Below are 15548 nucleotides of genomic sequence, written 5' to 3'. Positions count from 1 at the left end.
GCCACACTATTTAATTCGCAGGATCAGCTTGTTAAGCCATCAGCGCCTGATTCGCGACGAAATGCAGACGAACAGAACCCTCTTTCAAGACCGGAGTCCCCCTACCACTGTGACGACCCCCGTACGTGGCCCCCTGGAACGGATCCGCAACGCCTCCGTCACCCAGCATCCTCCCCCCGAGGTGCGCATCAGGTCGCGCCGGCGCCTGCGTGCCTGTCACGAGTGCGACTGGATCATGGCGCTGCCGCCGCTGCGTCCCGGTGAAGAAGCGGACTGTGTCCGCTGTGGTCACGACCTGGTCAAGCGTCATGCCTTCCCCGCCCAGCGCAGCCTGGCGCTGTCGCTGGCATCGCTGGTGGCATTGGCGCTGGCCCTGTCCTTTCCGTTTATCGGCTTCAGTACGCGTGGCGTCGGCAACGAAATAGAAGTGGCCCAGACCGCCACCCAGATGCTCGAGCACCACCAGCCCATCGTCGCCATGGTGGTGCTGATGTCGATCATCGTGTTGCCGGCGATCTATCTGCTGACGGTGGTGTGGCTGCAGATCAGCCTGATGCTGCCCCGCCGTCTGCCCTATAGCCGCACCCTGGCCCGTGGACTTTCCCACATCGCGCCATGGCTGATGGCCGACGTCTTTATCGTCGGCACCATGGTGGCGCTGATCAAGGTGGCAGGACTTGCCGAAATTTCCCTCGGACCGTCGTTCTGGGCCTTTATCGCCTACGCCATCCTGCTGCTGGCGACGACCCTGTCACTGGACAAGGACTGGCTGTGGTTCTCGCTCAGCGGCGAGCCGCTGGCACCGGAGGGCACGCGCACCGGCGAGACCGCGGCTTCCCAGGGGCTCACCGGCTGCCCCACCTGCGGGCTGATCAACTGCCTGGACAGCGAGGGCCATGGCCGTTGCGTGCGCTGCAGCGAGAAGCTGCACGCCCGCCGGCCGCGCAGCCTGCAGACCACCTGGGCGCTGCTGTTCACCGCCGCAGTGCTCTATATCCCCGCCAATGTCTATCCCATCATGTACACCACCAGCCTAGGCAGCTCCGACCCGCAGACCATCATCGGCGGTGTCATCTACCTGGTCAGCCACGGTTCCTGGCCGGTGGCGCTGGTGATCTTCGTGGCCAGCGTCATCGTGCCCATCGGTAAGCTGCTGGCGCTGGTCTGGCTGTGCCTGGTGGCGCCGCGGGCACCGGGCATGCGCTCGGTGGTGCGAGCGCGGCTCTACCGATTGACCGAACTGATCGGACGCTGGTCGATGGTCGACGTCTTCGTGGTAGCCATCCTGGTGGCCCTGATCCGCGCCGGTGCGCTGATGTCGATCGATCCTGGCCCCGCTGCGCTGGCCTTCGGTGGCGTGGTGATCATCACCATGCTGGCGGCCATGAGTTTTGAGCCTCGCCTGCTGTGGGACGGCAGCGAGGATCCCTGCAACCCGATGGACTCCCCGGATAATGACGGGTTGCACGGCGACCACTCGGGCCTGGCGTCCGACGCCGCCCCTTCACCCCATCGCACTGCGCCGGATGAACAAGGAAGCACACCATGAGTGACGCCGATAAGCGCCACCCCGACAACCCGCCAGCGCCGTCCAGCAAGGACATGCACCGCGCCGCGCCGACCCAGCAGAAACGGCTGTCGCCGGTGTGGATCGTGCCCTTTGTGGCACTGCTGATCGGCGCCTGGCTGGTCTACGACAACTACGCCAGCCGCGGCCCCCAGATCGCGCTGCACCTGCCATCCGCCGACGGCATCGAGGCCGGCAAGACGTTGATCAAGACCCGTAACGTGGAGGTCGGCAAGGTCACCTCGGTAGCACTCAGCGACGATCTCTCCGGCGTCGAGATCACCGCTCAGATGGAACCCCAGGCCGAGAAGATGCTGGTCGAGGACACCCATTTCTGGGTGGTCAAGCCGCGCATCGGGCGCGAGGGTATCAGCGGACTCGGCACCGTTCTCTCCGGTGCCTATATCCAGCTCGAGCCGGGTCAGAGCGAGGTGGATGCCCGTGAATTCGACGTCAGCGACCAGCCTCCGGTGGCACCACCTGGCGCCCAGGGGCTGCGCCTCAACCTGGTCAGCCAGGTCGGCAACTCGCTCAGCGTCGGCGACGCCGTCACCTTCCAGGGGGTCAGCGTCGGACGGGTCGAGGAGGCCGACTTCGATGTCTCCACCCAGAGCATGCACCACCGCATCTTCATCGAGAGCCCCTACGACACCCTGGTCACCGAGAACACCCGCTTCTGGGCCACCAGCGGCATCGACGTGCGCTTCGGTTCCGACGGTTTTCAGGTGCAGGTCGAGTCGCTGGAAGCGCTGCTCGGCGGCGGCGTCACCTTTGGCGTGCCCGACGATGTTCCCGCCGGCAAGGAGGCGGAAGAGGACGCCTCCTACGAACTCTATGCCGATGAGGAGGCCGCCCGCCAGGGTACCTTCAATCGCTATCTCGAGTACGTGCTGCTCAACGAAGATACGGTACGCGGCCTGTCCCGCGGAGCCCCGGTGGAATTCCGTGGCGTGCGCATCGGTACCGTGGCAGCCGTCCCCTGGAACTTCACCTCGCCCCAGCCGGAAAACCGCGACAAGCTGGCCATCCCGGTGCTGATCCGCATCGAACCCCAGCGTCTGGGCATCGGCGCCAATGAGCTGGATCTGCAGGAGTGGCGTGAGCGCTTCGACCGGCTGTTCGAGCGTGGCCTGCGCGCGACCCTCAAGAGCGGCAGCCTGTTGACCGGGGCGCTGTTCGTCGACCTCAAGATCGACGAAGAGCTGCAGGGCCAGTATCTGGCCGAGACCTTCGCCGACCGCCCGGTGTTCCCCACCGCCTCGGCTGGCCTTGCCCAGATCCAGGCCCAGGTCACCGCCCTGCTCGACAAGCTCAACCGCCTCGAGATCGAGCCTATCCTGTCGGGACTCGACCGCAACCTTCAGGTCTCAGAGGCGATGCTGACTCAGGCCCGCTCACTGGTGCAGAGCATGAACAGTCTGCTCGACAACCCCGAGACCCAGGGCTTGCCCGGCAACCTCAACCAGACCCTGGTCGAGCTGCGCCGCACCCTCGACGGGCTGTCGCCGGAATCCAGCGTCTACCAGGACCTGACCCGCACCCTGAACGAGGTCGAACGTCTGGTGCGTGACCTGCAGCCGGCCGCTCGCAAGATCAGCGACGATCCCCGCGCGCTGCTGTTCGACAGCATCCAGACCGAGGACCCGATCCCGCGGGCACCGCGCTGATCGCCTCCCGCCCGAGTCTGCGGACTCGGGCGGGATAGACGGAAGCATCGACAACACTGACCTCACCGGAAAGGAGTTCTCCATGAGGCCGATACATCGCCTGTGTGTTCCCCTGCTGGCGCTGTGGCTGGGCGGCTGCGCCAGCGGCACCGCCCCCATGAACCACTATGTGCTGCCCTCGGATGCAGGCAGCAGCGATGCCCGGGTCCCCAGCGCCGACGAAACGCCGTTGCTGGTGTCCACACCCAGGCTCGCCAACTACCTCGAGGCCGAAGGCATCGTCCTTCAACTCGACGACATCTCGCTGAACGAGGCCAAGTCCCACCAATGGGCGGCACCGCTGGCACAGCAACTCGAACGCGGCCTACGCGACCGCCTGGAGGCCAGACTGCCTGGACGCCGGGTGCTCCTGTCCGGCGACAGCGGCAACGCCCTGACGCTGGAATTGAGCGTCGACCGCTTCCAGGGCCACTATGACGGCTACGCCGTGGCCTCGGGCCAGTGGCTGTTGCGTGACAGCCAGCGCCAGGTGGTGGACAGCGACAGCTTCGAGGCCACCGAGTCGCTGGACAGCGACGGCTATTCGGCACTGGTACGGGCGCTGGGGCGCACCTGGGATCAGGTGGCCGATGATATCGCCGCCCGGGTCCGTGTCGCTCCCTGAGCGTCTCGACAACGCCTCCGCGCCCCTCATCAAGGTTCTGCCGGCCCGACTTCTTTTCACCCCCGCCGATGCGCCGGGCCGGCAAATCTGGCATCATGCCCGCAACGGTGACGGGGGTCCCCCGCTAGAGCGGTCACCGAATTTTTCCCCACGCCTTGTCCGGGACCGACGCCATCAGAACGGTGGCGTCCAGCGAGTGCGTGCGTGCTGGAGTTTGCATGAGTTTTTCCGATCTCGGCCTGCGTGCCGAATTGCTTCGCGCCGTCACGGCGCAAGGCTATGACACCCCGACTCCGATTCAGCGTCAGGCCATCCCCGCGGTACTCAAGGGTGGTGACCTGCTGGCCAGTGCCCAGACCGGCACCGGCAAGACAGCGGGCTTTACCCTGCCGATGCTGCAGCGCCTGGCCGATGGCCCTCGCCCCTCCAAGCGCCAGGTCCGTGCCCTGGTGCTCACGCCCACCCGTGAACTCGCCGCCCAGGTCGGCGAGAGCGTGCGCGACTACGGTCAGCACCTGTCACTGCGTCACCACGTGATCTTCGGTGGCGTCGGACAACAGCCCCAGATCGACGCCCTGCGGCCCGGTCTCGATGTGTTGGTGGCAACGCCTGGCCGCCTGCTCGACCTGCACCAGCAGGGCCACGTGGATCTGTCGAGCGTCGAGATCCTGGTGCTCGACGAAGCCGACCGCATGCTCGACATGGGCTTTATCCACGACATCCGCCGTGTGCTGAAGCTGTTGCCCGAGAAGCGTCAGAACCTGCTGTTCTCGGCGACCTTCTCCAGCGAGATCCAGGCGCTGGCCGACAAGCTGCTCGACCGCCCGGAGATGATCGAGGTCGCACGCCGCAATACCACCGCCGAGACCGTCGACCAGGCCGTCTACCGAGTGGACCGGGAACGCAAGCGCGAGCTGCTGTCACACCTGATCACTAGCCAACGCTGGTTCCAGGTGCTGGTGTTCACTCGCACCAAGCACGGCGCCAACCGCCTGGCCGAGCACCTCGACAAGCGCGACATCTCTGCCATGGCGATCCACGGCAACAAGAGCCAGTCAGCCCGTACCCGCGCCCTGGCGGCGTTCAAGGCCGGCGAGCTGCAGGTTCTGGTGGCCACCGACATCGCCGCCCGTGGTCTCGACATCGACGAACTGCCCCACGTGGTCAACTTCGAGCTGCCCAACGTCGCCGAGGACTACGTCCACCGCATCGGTCGTACCGGCCGTGCCGGCAACGAAGGCCAGGCCATCTCGCTGGTGTGCGTCGATGAACATGGCTTGCTGAAGAACATCGAGCGCATGATCAAGCGTGACCTCGAGAAGCGCATCGAACCGGGCTTCGAGCCCGACCCCAACGCCAAGCCGGAGCCCATCGAGAACGGCCGCAACAAGCGCGGTGGTGGTCAGCGCCGCAGCCAGGGTGGCAACAATAGCTCCCAGCGCGGCAACGGACGACGTGGTGACGGTGGCGGTGGCGGCGGCAATGCCCGCAACGGCAATGGCGAGCAGCCTGCACGTCGCAGGCGCAGGCGCTCCGGCCAGGGCAACCGCCAGGGACAGGCATAAGCTCGAGCATCGGCTCAGGCATAGCCCTGAGCGTCGGTGCAGGCAGAGCCCCGAGCGGCTGGACAAGAGCAATCCGGGGGGCGGCTTGCCGCCCCCTTCCATCTCAGCAGGACAGCGATATGGCATCTCCAGAACTGATCAAGGAATATCGCCGCTTCCGGGCCTTCCAGAAGCAGGCGCAACTCGACAACGAGCATCGCGGCGCCCAGACCAAGATCGACGAGGCGCGGGTCAGTGCCGCTCGCATGACCGAGGCCTACCGCAGCATGGCAGAGAAAGGCGCCGAGCAGGGGGCCTGCTATCGCACCCTCTACCTGCGCGACCATGACGGCGTGGCACTGACCTGCGAAGGCTGGATGTTCGTGCGTCGCGTGCTGGCCGAAGGCGGTGCCACTCGCGTACGCGCCAGCCTGCTCGAGACCTTCCGCCTGGAGAATGGCCAGTGCGCCCCCGGCGACACCCCGGTCGAAAAGATCACCCTGGAGATCTACGACCAGCTACTGGTCGACAAGGGCATGGCCACCGCCGTGCGCATCGATGGCGTCGACGGCGATCGCCACAGCCAGTTCCTGACCTTCAATGATCAGGTGCGTGGCGATCTGCGTCGCTTCCTGAAATAACCGTACAGGCCGCCGTCCGCGGGGCCTGCGCCTCCGGCGGCGCGCCTTCCCCGCTGCGGTGGTCCACCCGCTGGAGCCCCCGATGAAGGTCACGTCCCTGCCCTGGCGCTTTCTGGTGCTGATGGTACTGGTCGGCCTCAACCTGAGACCGGCACTCTCTTCGCTTGCCCCGCTGCTCGCCCGTGTGCAGCAGGATACCGGCCTGTCCCCCAGCGCCATCGGTGCCCTGACCACCCTGCCGGTGCTGTGCCTGGGTCTGTTCGCTCCGCTGGCGCCCCGCCTGTCGCGCCAGTACGGCCCGGAACGCGCCTTGTCGCTGGGTCTGGTGGTCATCACCAGCGGTCTGCTGCTGCGCTGGCAGGGAAGTCCCCTCGCGCTCTACGCCGGCACCCTGCTGGTGGGTGCCGGTATCGGTGTATCGGGGGCCCTGCTACCGGCGCTGGTCAAGCGCGAGCTGCCCCGGGGCGCCGACCTGATGACCGGGGTCTACACCATGGCCCTGTGTCTGGGTGGCGCCCTGGGCGCCGGCCTGGCGATTCCCCTGAGCGACCTGCTGGGTGGCTGGACACGCAGTCTGGCGGCCTGGTCGCTGCTGGCCATGGCAGCGCTGATCGCCTGGGAGCTTTACATGCCGCGCACCGCCGCTACCCCGCGGATGGCGGGTGACCCCGGCACCGGCATGACCCGTGGCCTGCTACGCCAGCCCCTGGCCTGGCAGGTGGCGCTATTGATGGGCACCCAATCGTCGCTGGCCTACATCGTCTTCGGCTGGCTGCCGACGCTGTTGATGCAGCGCGGCATCGGCGAGGCCGAGGCCGGCCTGTTGATGGGCATGTCGGTGATGGTCCAGCTGATTTCTGCGCTACTGGCACCCTGGCTGGCCCGCTTCGGTCGCGATCAGCGCCCGGCGCTGCTGCTGGTCCTTGCCAGCACCGCCAGTGGCCTGTGGATCCTGCTGATGGCCGACACCTCCCTGCGCTACCTCGGCGCACTACTGCTGGGGCTCGGCCAGGGCGGCAACTTCTCCCTGGCGCTGACCCTGATCGTGCTGCGCAGCGCCGATTCGCGTCTGGCAGGCCGCCTGTCCGGACTGGCCCAGGGTGGCGGCTATGCCCTGGCCGCCCTGGGCCCCTTGAGCGTCGGTATCATGCTTGACCTGCAGGCACCGATCACCGCCATCGCCTGGCTGTTGATGGGGATCGCCGCCGCCGCCGCCAGCTTCGCCTGGTTCGCCGGTCGTCAGCGTCAGCTCTGCTTCGACGCCGACGATAACGTCATCACCCGCTGCGCGCCTCGCCGAGGCTCACGCTGATACTGTCACTCGTGTCTTCACTCCTTGTGCAGGAAGCCCACCCATGACCCACTCACCCCTGGACCCGGTGCTGGTGATCTACGCCGGCGGCACCATCGGCATGATCGACACCCCCTCAGGCCTCGCCCCCGGCCCCGACATGGAAGCCCGGGTGCGCGACGCCCTGGCCACACTACCCGACGATCGCAGGACCGCTCTGCCACCCTTTACCTGGATCGAGGTCGACCAACCCATCGACTCCAGCGGCGCCCGTCCCGAGGACTGGGCCCGGCTGGCCGCGCTTGTCGCCGAGCAGGCCAATCGCCATCGCGGCGTGGTCGTGCTGCACGGCACCGACACCCTGGCCTGGACCGCCTCGAGCCTGGCCTACCAGCTTCAGGGCATCGATCGCCCGGTGGTGGTGACCGGCTCCATGGCGCCGCTGGCCCAGCAGCACAGTGACGCCCTGTACAATCTCGAGAGCGCGCTGCGCTACGCCGCCATGCCTGAATTGCAGGAAGTGGCGGTGAGCTTTGGCGACAAGCTGCTGCGGGGCAGCCGGGCTCGCAAGTGGCACACTCGCGAGCCGGATGCCTTCGAAAGCCCCAACCTTGACCTGCTGGGGAAGCGCCACGGCAACGACTTCCGGCTGCATCGCGAGCACAGCCTCGAGGCTACGCAGCGCGGCGCACCCCGCTACGAGCTCGGCGACTATCATGGCCTGGGAGAGCAGGTGGTGCGGGTGGTCCTGTGGCCGGGCATTCAACCCTGGCAGCTGGCGGCCTGGCTGGGTGATGACCGCGTCAAGGGCGCCCTGATCGAGGTGTGGGGCGGCGGCAATGTACCTGACGACCCCGAGCTTGGCGCCGTGCTGGCAGAGGCCAGTGGCCAGGGCAAGCTACTGGTCGCGATCAGCCAATGCCCACACGGCACCATCGACATCGGACACTACGCTGCCGGCAAGATGCTGGCCGACGCCGAGGTGGTATCCGGCGACGACATGACCCCTGAGTCGGCCTATACCAAACTGGTGCATCTGCTGTCGCTGCCCCTCTCGCAGGAACAGAGACGTCGGCTGTTTCGAACTCCGCTGGTCGGAGAACGAGGTTGACATCACACAGGTCACGGAGCAATTTTATGCTCTATTGACACTCAAGGGGCGATGATGGAGTAAGGTTAGGGAGTCCCCGTCATGACAAGGAGTTGCTCATGGAACACCCGGATCACCCCTTCAGCGAGTTGTTTGAACAGCTGGGCCTGGCATCCGAGCCGGAAGCCATCAAACGATTCATCGATCGCAACTCGCCGATTCCGGAGGGGGTCGAACTGCCCGATGCGGCCTGCTGGAACGAGGGACAGTCGGAATTTCTGCGCGAAGCCATCGAGGCCGATGCCGACTGGGCCGAGGTGGTCGATCATCTGGACGCTTCACTGCGCAAACCCTAGGGCTTGTGCGAAAAGTGCTTGTGCGAAAAGTGCCTGCGCTCGGAAATACGGCGTTAAAAATCGGGTCAAGATGCTCATTTACACCTCGTAAACTGCGCTTTCTCACCGATTTTTGCCTTGTCTAACCATCGCTCGTCAACTTTTCGTATAAAGCCTGGGGCTCGTCTGAAAAGTAGCTGCGCTCGTCGACTCTTCGGACAAGTCCTTTACAAGCTGCGCGAGCCGCTGATGTCGGCGGCTCGCGCCACTATCAGGCCGATGGATCGGCCCTGACACCAATCGCACAACGACAATCGATGGCCTTTTCGACGTGACCTGTCTTCCCCCTGATATCGAAGCGCGGCTCGAGCCCGCCACGCGTCTTCCCTCTCTGCCTGCCGTGGTGTCCGAGCTGCTGGTACTGGCGAGCAATCACGACGCGCCGCTGACCGACTTCGCGACCCTGCTGTCCCGTGACCCGGCCCTGTGCCTGCAGCTGCTGCGGCTGGCCAACAGCCCCTACTATCGCCGCGGTTGCGATCCCGTCATCTGCTGCGAGCACGCGGTGACACGCCTCGGTATCGATGGCACCCTCACCGCGCTTTTGGGTTTCACCCTGGTGCGCGACGCGACCCGCGGCCCCCTGGCCGACTATTGGCGACGCACCCTCGCAGCCGCGCACTTGATTCCGGCCATCGCCAAGGTGGTAAATCCCCGCCATCCGGGCGAATTGTCGACGCGCGCCCTGCTACGCGAGGTCGGGGTACTGCTGCTGTACGCATTGGACCCGAACTACTTCGAGCTGACCGCCCAGGCCGCCACCCGCGAACAGCGCCTGGCTCTGGAACACCGGCATCTTGGCTGCGACCGCGACCAGGCGTCGAGCTGGCTGGCACGGCGCTGGCAGCTGCCCACCAACCTGTTCCTTCAGCGCCCTCTCGAGCCGGAAGGCCAGCGTCACCACGAATGGCTCGACGGCCTTTGCCTGGAGCTCGCCGACGAACTGGCCGGATGCTGTCTGGACGACAACAGCGACGCCATCCCCGCCGTGCTTCATCGTTTTCAGCAACGCATGAACATGGACGGCAATGCCCAGGCACGTCTTGTCGATGAACTCGCGAGTCGCCTTGAGACCTTGCCGGATTTTCTCGCCACCTCGCTGTCGGCAGATGAGGATATCGAACGCCTGCTGGTCGCCGGCAAGCAGCGCCTGCATGGGCTGACCATGAGCCTGGCCGAGCGGTTGCACCATCGTGAGGACCAGCTGATTTCGCTCCAACGCGACAATGAGGCGCTGGATGTGCGCGCCAGCACCGATGCCCTCACCGGTCTCGCCAATCGCGCCGCGCTGGAACGGCGCCTCGAGGAGATGCTCGAGGACGCCCATGCGCGAGACAAGCCTCTGTCGGTGCTATTTCTCGATCTGGATCACTTCAAGCCGCTCAACGACCGCTACGGCCACCGACTCGGCGACATCGTGCTGGTCAATGTCGCCGCTACCCTGCGTGACGCCATCCGTGAGTCGGACCTGGCGGCCCGCTACGGCGGAGAGGAGTTCGTCATCGCCCTGCGGAACACGCCGGAGCCAGGAGCTTTGCGGGTCGCGCAGCGGCTACAGCAGTGGCTTGCCGAGCAGCCGATGGCCCAGGTCGACCAGCGCCCCCTTTACGTCAGCGCCTCCATCGGCATCGCCCAATGTCAGCCCGGCATGGACAGCATCGACGCAGCGTCGCTGGTGGAAAAGGCGGACCTGCAGATGTACCAGGCCAAGCAGGCCGGCCGTGCCCGCATCAGTCAAGCTCAACAACTGCAGGAGCGCGCCGGGGAAACACCCTGAAGCAGCACTTGATCAGAACAAGATCTCTGCCAGACGCCGCGGCAGTAGACGCCAAGGCACTCGCTAGAGACGCGCCTCGACCCGCTCCAGGATCTGGGCGCTGACCTTGGCGACCAGCGGGCGAGCCGCGCGATTGACCGCCTTGGCGACCAGCCGATTGCGGATCTGGTAGTCGACGATCAGGCTGACCGCGGTACCTTCATCGACCGCTTCGAGTTCATAGCGGCCCTGATTGCGCACACCGTCGATCGACTCCCAGGCCAGTCGGCTGGGTGGCGACTTCTCGGTCACCTGCACCTCGAAGGTCCAGTCCATGCCGACCGCGTGGACATGCCAGCGATAGCGATCGTCCCCGAGCGGCTCGATCTCGGTGATCAGATCCGAATAGTCGGCGAAATCCTCGACCTTTTCGAGCAGGGCGAAGACGCGCTCGGGAGGCGCGGGAAGCGTGGCGCTGTGTTCGATGGTGGGCATGGCCAGACCGACTCCTTGCCTGAGGGATGCTCCAAGGTAAGGCTGCTACGGAGCCTAGCATCCCGGTTCCCCAGGCCCTTGTAAAGACGTGCCTATCATCAGGCTGACGGCAGGTCCCGCAGCAACAGAGCGAACTCGAACTCGTCGGGCGACGGCGACTCCCCCGGCAGCTTGACCCTTACCCGGTGACCGTCCCCGGGCGCCACCTTCAGCGCGCTGCCGTTGCCCGCCTCCATCGCCTCAAGGGTGAAACGACGGTTGCCGGAGGGCAGCATCAGCTCGAGGCGATCGCCGACCTCGAAGCGGTTCTTGACCTCGATATCCAGCCAACCTGATGGCGCTTGTCCCAGGATCTGGCCGACGAACTGCTGGTGAACGCCCACCGAGTGCCCACGCTCGTAATTCTGGTACTCGTCGTGGACGTGGCGTCGGTAGAAGCCTTCGGTATACCCCCGGTTGGCCAGGTTTTCGAGCTCATCCATCAGCCCGATGTCGAAGGGGCGCCCGGCCACGGCGTCATCGATGGCACGACGATAGACCTGGGCGGTACGTGCTACATAGTAGGGCGACTTGGTTCGCCCTTCTATCTTCAGCGAACTGACCCCCATCTCGGTGAGCCTCGCCACGTGCTGAACGGCGCGCAGATCCTTGGAATTCATGATGTAGCTACCGTGCTCGTCCTCGAACACCGGCATCAGTTCGCCAGGCCGCTGTGGGTCCTCGATCAGCGCCGAGCGCTCCTCCCGGCCCTGTGCCACGTCCTGCGCCGGGATCAGGTCGCCACAGGCGTCAGTGCCGGCCGGGTGGGTCCGGTAGTTCCAGCGACAGGCGTTGGTACAGGTGCCCTGGTTGGGGTCGCGCCGGTTGAAGTAGCCCGACAGCAGACAGCGCCCGGAATAGGCGATGCACAGGGCACCGTGAACGAACGTCTCGATCTCCAGGGTCGGGCACTCGGCACGGATCTCGGCGATTTCCTCAAGCGACAGCTCTCGCGACAGGATCACCCGGGAGATCCCCTGGGACTGCCAGAAGCGAGCCGCCGCGTGATTGACCACGTTGGCCTGCACCGACAGATGGATCACCTGGTCAGGCCAACGCTCACGCACCATCATGATCAAGCCAGGGTCGGACATGATCAGCGCATCCGGCCCCGCCTCGACGATCGGTGCCATGTCCTTCAGGTAGGTCCTGAGCTTGGCATTGTGCGGAGCGATATTGGAAGCCACGTAGAAGCGCTTGCCACGCGCCTGGGCCTCAGCGATGCCTCGGGTCAGGTTGTCGAGGCCGAAGTCATTGTTGCGTACACGCAGTGAGTAGCGCGGCTGACCGGCATAGACCGCATCGGCGCCATAGGCGAAGGCGAAGCGCATATGCCGGTAGGTGCCGGCCGGTGACAGTAGTTCAGGGGCATTCATCCAGGCGTCTCTCTCGTGGGCCGGGCTTGGTCCGGGCTTGTGCCGGGCATGGTTCGGGATTAAACCGGGCAGACAGCAGTAAACCGCGCAGCCTGCCACAACCGCGAGCAACGGACGTTGACAAGGAGCAAGTCGCCGGCATCAACGCCGCACTGGTGTTGCCGTCCGGCTTTCGTTACCCTTGTCGCGCCGGACCGGACCCCGGCCGCTGGCGATTCTTGTCGCCACCCCAAATTCTCCGAATCGAGACCCCCTTCATGAGCACGACTTCCCGCTCCACCGTGGTGATCTACTCCGGTGGCATGGACTCTTTCACCGTACTTCATCGCGCCTTGCACGAAGGCCTCGAAGTTCACGCCCTGTCATTCGACTATGGCCAGCGCCACGCCCGCGAACTCGAGGTGGCCCGCCATGTCTGTCAGGAGTTGAAGATCCCTCATCAGGTCGTCGACATCACCGCCATTCATGGCCTGATCGACAACTCTGCGCTGACCGACGCCAATCGCAAGATCCCTGGCGGTGACTACGCCGAAGACAACCTCGCCGCCACCGTGGTCCCCAATCGCAACATGGTGCTGCTGTCGCTGGCCATCGCCAAGGCGGTGAATATCGGCGCCAGTCGCGTCGACTACGGCGCCCACGGCGGTGACCACGTGCTCTATCCGGATTGTCGTCCCGAGTTTGTCGAGCAGATGAATGCGGTGGCCGCCATCGCCAATTTCTCGCCGGTAGAGATCCACGCACCCTATCTACGGTCCAGCAAGAGCGAGATTCTGGCCGACGGACTGTCCATGGGACTGAACTACCGCGACACCTGGACCTGTTACGAGGGCCGGCGCCTGGCCTGTGGCCGCTGCGGCAGCTGTCTGGAGCGGCTCGCCGCCTTCGCCGACCAGGGTGTCGAAGATCCGTTGGCCTACGCCGCCAATACCCGGCAGGAGCCGGCGATTGCACAGGCAGACCAGAGCGGAGCGCACCAGGATGTATAGCGTCAAGGAAGCCTTCTATACCCTTCAGGGAGAAGGCGTACAGGCCGGCCGCGCCAGCGTCTTCTGTCGCTTTGCCGGCTGCAATCTCTGGTCGGGTCGCGAGCAGGACCGCGCCAGCGCCCAGTGTCGCTTCTGCGACACCGACTTCGTCGGCACCGATGGTCAGAACGGCGGACGCTTTGCCACCGCCGACGCCCTGGCCGAGCACATCACCCGCTTGTGGCCACACCCCCACGAGGGTGTCACGCCCTACGTCGTGTTCACCGGTGGCGAGCCCCTGCTGCAGCTGGATGCCGCCTTGATCGACGCGGTGCACGCTGCCGGCTTCGAGATTGGCGTGGAGACCAACGGTACTCTGGCCGCGCCGGACGGTATCGACTGGCTATGTGTCAGCCCCAAGGGCAATGCGCCGCTGGTGCAGACCCGCGGTGACGAGCTGAAGCTCGTCCATCCCCAGACCGACGCCCCGCCGGAACGTTTCGAGGGGCTCGACTTCGACCATTTTCTGCTGCAGCCGATGGACACCTCCGGGCTGATGGCCAGCGACGCTCGCAAGGAGCCACTCTGTGCCACGGTAGAGCACTGCATGGCGCATCCACGCTGGCGGCTGTCGCTGCAGACCCACAAGATCGCGGGAATCGACTGATGGCACTCTTTGTACGACGACTGACACATCTCGACGTGTCGCTTTGGTGTCCCGATCGTGGACTGATCGGCGCAAGCTGGCTGGTCGACGTCGAACTCGATGGAGAGCTCGGTGAAGACGGCATGCTGTTCGACTTCGGCGAGGTCAAACCCTGGATCAAAGCACGTCTCGACGGCGGCGCCGATCACACCCTGCTGGTGCCTACCGAAGCCCCTGGCGTCAGCGTCAGCGAATGTCGCGAAGGTATCTGCGTACGCACCACGACGCCATACGCGATGGAGGTGCGCGGGCCCCGCCAGGCCTTTACCCTGCTACCCTGGCGCAGAATCACCCCCGAGGCCATGGCCGAGCACCTGTCACGCCAGTTGATGCGCCAACCGCCCGAGCGGGTATCCAGCATCGAACTCAGCCTCGCCGATGAGTCCATCGATGGCGCCGCCTACACATACAGCCACGGCCTTCGCCGCCACGCCGGCAACTGCCAGCGTATCGCCCACGGCCACCGCTCGCGGCTGGAAATCGTTCAGCGCGGCGTGCGACAGCCGGAGCTCGAGCGCCGCTACGCCCGCTGGCTCGACGATACCTACCTGGTGGACGAACACGACCTGGAACAGCACCAGGGCGACATGCTGCAGTGCGGCTACCGCTCGCCCCAGGGCCTGTTTCACCTGCGCCTGCCCCGCGAGCGCTGTCATGTCCTGCCCGGCGCCACCACGGTGGAACGCATCGCCCAGTGGCTGGCGGCGACCGTCGCCCGAGACACCGGAGAGGACACCGCGGTGCGCGCCTATGAAGGCGTCGACAAGGGCGCCACGGCAAGAAGCCCCGGCGAACGATCTCGATAACGTCTCGATAACTTCTCGATAACTTCTCGATAGCATCTCGAGATCCGCAAGAGAGACCGACCACCGAGACAACCAAGCGCATTTGAAGAATGCCATGAGCCAACCAACGTCATGAGCGAACTGATCACCTCCTCCTCGCCGCAAGAGACCCGCACAGCGACCGGCGAACAGGGCTGCCGCCCCGGCTGCGGCGCCTGCTGCATTGCGCCGTCGATCAGCTCCCCGATTCCCGGCATGCCGGCGGGCAAGCCCGCCGGCATCCGCTGCGTGCAGCTCGACGACGACAACCTGTGCCGCCTGTTCGGCCGACCCGAGCGTCCGGCGGTGTGCGAGCGCTTCGACTACGATGCCGATATCTGTGGCAGCCATCGAGACCAGGCGCTGGCCAATATTGACGAACTCGAACGCCTGACCTGAGTCGGGCTTACTTGCGCCGAGTAGCCGTCGCTCAGCGTCTTCTGCACCGGTTGTCTATGTTCAGGCAACCCTCATTTCCGCGCTCCCTACTGACGCCCTCTCCACTGCCTCCTCATCAGTGATCCA

The 15548-nt window shown here is 65.5% G+C and carries 15 protein-coding genes; 13 read left to right on the top strand and 2 right to left on the bottom strand.

Going from position 1 to position 15548, the window contains the following annotated elements; translation table 11 throughout:
• The first annotated feature begins 133 nt into the window (after positions 1–133).
• The 9 genes from NFG58_RS09130 to NFG58_RS09090 all read left to right on the top strand — a co-directional run bounded on the left by NFG58_RS09130 (position 134) and on the right by NFG58_RS09090 (position 10636).
• Positions 134–1549, top strand: coding sequence for a paraquat-inducible protein A (locus NFG58_RS09130; protein WP_239452601.1), 1416 nt, complete (start codon positions 134–136; stop codon positions 1547–1549).
• On the top strand, positions 1546–3234 hold the full coding sequence (gene pqiB, locus NFG58_RS09125) for an intermembrane transport protein PqiB (protein ID WP_108133774.1): 1689 nt from the start codon (positions 1546–1548) through the stop codon (positions 3232–3234). The genes NFG58_RS09130 and pqiB overlap by 4 nt, the downstream gene beginning before the upstream one ends.
• An 82-nt stretch (positions 3235–3316) precedes the next feature.
• Positions 3317–3898 (top strand): ABC-type transport auxiliary lipoprotein family protein, encoded by a 582-nt coding sequence (locus NFG58_RS09120; RefSeq protein WP_124804685.1) that lies wholly within the window; start codon positions 3317–3319, stop codon positions 3896–3898.
• Positions 3899–4116: 218 nt separating this feature from the next.
• Positions 4117–5463 carry a DEAD/DEAH box helicase gene (locus tag NFG58_RS09115; protein ID WP_124804684.1) on the top strand — a complete coding sequence of 449 codons (1347 nt, stop codon included), beginning with the start codon at positions 4117–4119 and terminating at the stop codon, positions 5461–5463.
• Between the two features lie 119 nt (positions 5464–5582).
• Positions 5583–6083: a hypothetical protein gene (locus NFG58_RS09110; RefSeq protein WP_045994329.1), complete on the top strand. Its 501-nt coding sequence runs from the start codon at positions 5583–5585 to the stop codon at positions 6081–6083.
• An 82-nt stretch (positions 6084–6165) separates the two neighbouring features.
• Positions 6166–7395, top strand: coding sequence for an MFS transporter (locus NFG58_RS09105; RefSeq protein WP_045994330.1), 1230 nt, complete (start codon positions 6166–6168; stop codon positions 7393–7395).
• A gap of 43 nt (positions 7396–7438) precedes the next feature.
• Entirely contained in the window at positions 7439–8485 is a 1047-nt protein-coding gene (locus NFG58_RS09100) for an asparaginase (protein WP_124804683.1), read from the top strand.
• 98 nt (positions 8486–8583) lie between these two features.
• Positions 8584–8820, top strand: a complete 237-nt coding sequence (locus tag NFG58_RS09095; protein ID WP_045994332.1) for a DUF2789 domain-containing protein — start codon at positions 8584–8586, stop codon at positions 8818–8820.
• A 310-nt stretch (positions 8821–9130) separates the two neighbouring features.
• On the top strand, positions 9131–10636 hold the full coding sequence (locus NFG58_RS09090; RefSeq protein ID WP_348828025.1) for a diguanylate cyclase: 1506 nt from the start codon (positions 9131–9133) through the stop codon (positions 10634–10636).
• A 63-nt stretch (positions 10637–10699) separates the two neighbouring features.
• On the opposite strand, the gene NFG58_RS09085 is transcribed toward NFG58_RS09090, so the two are convergent.
• Together NFG58_RS09085 and yegQ are read right to left on the bottom strand one after the other, a co-directional pair.
• Complete coding sequence (locus tag NFG58_RS09085) at positions 10700–11110, bottom strand: SRPBCC family protein (protein ID WP_045990888.1); 411 nt, start codon at positions 11108–11110, stop codon at positions 10700–10702.
• 98 nt (positions 11111–11208) lie between these two features.
• On the bottom strand, positions 11209–12525 hold the full coding sequence (gene yegQ / locus NFG58_RS09080) for a tRNA 5-hydroxyuridine modification protein YegQ (RefSeq protein WP_124804681.1): 1317 nt from the start codon (positions 12523–12525) through the stop codon (positions 11209–11211).
• Between the two features lie 257 nt (positions 12526–12782).
• Between yegQ and queC the strand changes: the two genes are divergently transcribed.
• The 4 genes from queC to NFG58_RS09060 all read left to right on the top strand — a co-directional run bounded on the left by queC (position 12783) and on the right by NFG58_RS09060 (position 15422).
• Positions 12783–13514: a 7-cyano-7-deazaguanine synthase QueC gene (gene queC / locus NFG58_RS09075; RefSeq protein WP_124804680.1), complete on the top strand. Its 732-nt coding sequence runs from the start codon at positions 12783–12785 to the stop codon at positions 13512–13514.
• Positions 13507–14160, top strand: coding sequence for a 7-carboxy-7-deazaguanine synthase (gene queE / locus NFG58_RS09070; RefSeq protein WP_124804679.1), 654 nt, complete (start codon positions 13507–13509; stop codon positions 14158–14160). Before queC ends, queE begins: the two co-directional genes overlap by 8 nt.
• Positions 14160–15005 (top strand): 6-carboxytetrahydropterin synthase, encoded by an 846-nt coding sequence (locus NFG58_RS09065; protein WP_124804678.1) that lies wholly within the window; start codon positions 14160–14162, stop codon positions 15003–15005. Before queE ends, NFG58_RS09065 begins: the two co-directional genes overlap by 1 nt.
• A gap of 111 nt (positions 15006–15116) precedes the next feature.
• Positions 15117–15422, top strand: coding sequence for a YkgJ family cysteine cluster protein (locus NFG58_RS09060; RefSeq protein WP_124804677.1), 306 nt, complete (start codon positions 15117–15119; stop codon positions 15420–15422).
• The last annotated feature ends 126 nt before the right edge of the window (positions 15423–15548 follow it).

The sequence above is a fragment of the Halomonas sp. RT37 genome (assembly GCF_040070525.1).
Taxonomy (GTDB): domain Bacteria; phylum Pseudomonadota; class Gammaproteobacteria; order Pseudomonadales; family Halomonadaceae; genus Halomonas; species Halomonas litopenaei.
Note: the sequence above shows the minus strand (reverse complement) of the source record. Positions and strands in the feature narration are given on the sequence as shown.

Coding starts and splice junctions, on each gene's coding strand:
- pqiB (WP_108133774.1), top strand. CDS start 1,546: ATGAGTGACGCCGATAAGCGCCACCCCGACAACCCGCCAGCGCCGTCC.
- NFG58_RS09120 (WP_124804685.1), top strand. CDS start 3,317: ATGAGGCCGATACATCGCCTGTGTGTTCCCCTGCTGGCGCTGTGGCTG.
- NFG58_RS09115 (WP_124804684.1), top strand. CDS start 4,117: ATGAGTTTTTCCGATCTCGGCCTGCGTGCCGAATTGCTTCGCGCCGTC.
- NFG58_RS09110 (WP_045994329.1), top strand. CDS start 5,583: ATGGCATCTCCAGAACTGATCAAGGAATATCGCCGCTTCCGGGCCTTC.
- NFG58_RS09105 (WP_045994330.1), top strand. CDS start 6,166: ATGAAGGTCACGTCCCTGCCCTGGCGCTTTCTGGTGCTGATGGTACTG.
- NFG58_RS09100 (WP_124804683.1), top strand. CDS start 7,439: ATGACCCACTCACCCCTGGACCCGGTGCTGGTGATCTACGCCGGCGGC.
- NFG58_RS09095 (WP_045994332.1), top strand. CDS start 8,584: ATGGAACACCCGGATCACCCCTTCAGCGAGTTGTTTGAACAGCTGGGC.
- NFG58_RS09085 (WP_045990888.1), bottom strand. CDS start 11,110: ATGCCCACCATCGAACACAGCGCCACGCTTCCCGCGCCTCCCGAGCGC.
- yegQ (WP_124804681.1), bottom strand. CDS start 12,525: ATGAATGCCCCTGAACTACTGTCACCGGCCGGCACCTACCGGCATATG.
- queC (WP_124804680.1), top strand. CDS start 12,783: ATGAGCACGACTTCCCGCTCCACCGTGGTGATCTACTCCGGTGGCATG.
- queE (WP_124804679.1), top strand. CDS start 13,507: ATGTATAGCGTCAAGGAAGCCTTCTATACCCTTCAGGGAGAAGGCGTA.
- NFG58_RS09065 (WP_124804678.1), top strand. CDS start 14,160: ATGGCACTCTTTGTACGACGACTGACACATCTCGACGTGTCGCTTTGG.
- NFG58_RS09060 (WP_124804677.1), top strand. CDS start 15,117: ATGAGCGAACTGATCACCTCCTCCTCGCCGCAAGAGACCCGCACAGCG.